Origin of the sequence: Brevibacterium metallidurans (genome assembly GCF_037101285.1) — a bacterium.
Classification (GTDB): Bacteria; Actinomycetota; Actinomycetes; order Actinomycetales; family Brevibacteriaceae; genus Brevibacterium; species Brevibacterium metallidurans.
Map to the genome: position 1 here is coordinate 1 of NZ_BAAAAF010000039.1, position 2,055 is coordinate 2,055.

Below are 2,055 nucleotides of genomic sequence, written 5' to 3' on the forward strand. Positions count from 1 at the left end.
GCGCCCCTGCACCACCAACTGGACCGCGTCGGCTTTGAACTCCGGCGTGAACGTCCTGCGATTCGTAGACATGATTCCCTGTCGTGCCTTCCTGGTAACGACTGTCTACGAGAAGTGTCACACCCCACCCCTCCCCACGAATGGATGCCTCGAGACCATGCTTCGGCGGGTTGTCATGCGCGTTCTGCCGGGTAGTGCTCGGCAAGGAACTCCAGCAGGACCCGATTGAAGTGTTCGGGATTGTCCTGGTTCGCGTTATGCGAGGCGTCTGGGATTACCTCGTACCGGCAGTACGGGTCGCGTGCCGCCCACGCCGGCGCGGTTCGTGCGATGTTACCCGTGCGGTCCTGATCGCCGTGCGTCAGCAGCAGCGGCAGATCGATTTGGTAGCCGGCCTCTGGTCGCATTGACCGAGCCACTCCTCGCCAGATCTGAACGAAATTGGACTTGGACATCGTACCGATGGCAACCTCGGCATAAGTGCGGACCTCCGGGCGCAGTGCCGTTGACGTGGCGACCGTGCGCTTCAGGTGCTGCCAGGGCCAGGGCACGAACCACCAGGGGGAAGACCGCAAAGCCCATTGCTCCCACAGAGCGATGGGCATGGTGATGCACGTGGAGCCGATGACGAACAAGGCAGCTACACGCTCCGGCTCTCGATACACCAATTCCTGTGCGACGTAGCCCCCTAGAGATTGCCCGCCGACACAGATCGGACCAGGGGCATCCAGGTGGTCCAGGATCGCGAGTAGGTCCTCCGCCATGTCGGCGACGTCAATCGGGATCCGGCCAATGGGTTGCGACCGACCGTGGCCCCGAATGTCCCAGGTGAGCACACGGTAGCCCGCACCCACGAGCGGCCCGAGTTGCTCATCGAACATCTCATGATCCATCGACGCGCCGTGGCTCAGAACAACCAGCGGACCACCTGCCGGCCCCGCGAGCCTGGCGTGGATCCGAGAGCCTGCACGCGGAACCACAAGTTCTGTCTGCTCCATGTCTCCACTGGCATCCATGAAGACATTTTGACTCAACTCGTCGATATGGCCAATGTGTCGTTGATCCGGTCACGGGATACCCTGGCTGCGGAGTCATCGCCACTGGTCACGGCCGGGTAATGGTCGAGATGATCGATGCGGCCTGGGCCGGTCGGTGCGGACCCGGTGGCGCAAGCGCCGCTGGATTTGCCTTGAGGACGTCTGTGAGGTGACGACCTTCGTCGAGCAGCCCCCGAAGGTCTGCGCCCCGCGGGGGCTACTCGACTGGCCGAGCAGCTGATCGAGAAGCTGCCGTCCTGCCCGATCCCCGAGATCGCCCGGCTCGGCAAGACCCTACGGCGGTGGAGGACGGCGTTCTTGACCTAATTCGATACCGATGGGGCGAACAACGGCGGGATAAAGGCCGTCAACGGGATCATCGAGCTCGGCCGCCGCATCGCCCGCGGCTTCCGGAACTTCGAGCACTACCGCCTCCGGATGCTCCTCATCACCGGAGGCCTCGACGCCTCACCCCACACTCAGCTCTGAAGAGCCGTGATCTCGTGCGCTGGTTCGCCTCCGAGGATCAGGGCATGGAGCCAGGGGATGCCGTGACCGCCCAGGGCAAAATAAGGACCATTCGACCTTCAACGGCGAACGACAAACCGAACTATGGTACTGACAGCGCCCCGTGATCCACCCTCCGTTGAACCTGACGCCTCCCCCGCAATCAGGGCATATGTAGCCGGGGCCACACTCCGAAGGACCCGCGGAAGGTCGCTGGCATTACCTCTAATGCCACTATTGGAGTCGTCTGCCAGATCTTTGGTGCCCCTTCCAACCCCGCGTCCCTACTAAGGTCACGGCCTAACCACAGGGCACTGACATGACCTCAGTGCCCGAGTACGGTCACGAACCTCAAAACCATACGCGCGCGACAGTTCAATTCGTTTGGGGTGTGACACTTCTCGTAGACAGTCGTTACCAGGAAGGCACGACAGGGAATCATGTCTACGAATCGCAGGACGTTCACGCCGGAGTTCAAAGCCGACGCGGTCCAGTTGGTGGTGCAGGGGCG

General features: G+C 62.3%; 1 protein-coding gene and 1 pseudogene. One reads left to right on the top strand and one right to left on the bottom strand.

The genetic code is table 11. The annotated features are described in order from the left end of the window. Positions 1 to 173 precede the first annotated feature (173 nt). Entirely contained in the window at positions 174 to 1,016 is an 843-nt protein-coding gene (locus AACX88_RS17370) for an alpha/beta fold hydrolase (RefSeq protein WP_339394119.1), read from the bottom strand. A 273-nt stretch (positions 1,017 to 1,289) separates the two neighbouring features. Between AACX88_RS17370 and AACX88_RS17375 the strand changes: the two are divergent. Then, positions 1,290 to 1,526 (top strand): annotated as a pseudogene (locus AACX88_RS17375) (transposase); the annotation flags it as partial. Positions 1,527 to 2,055 lie beyond the last annotated feature (529 nt).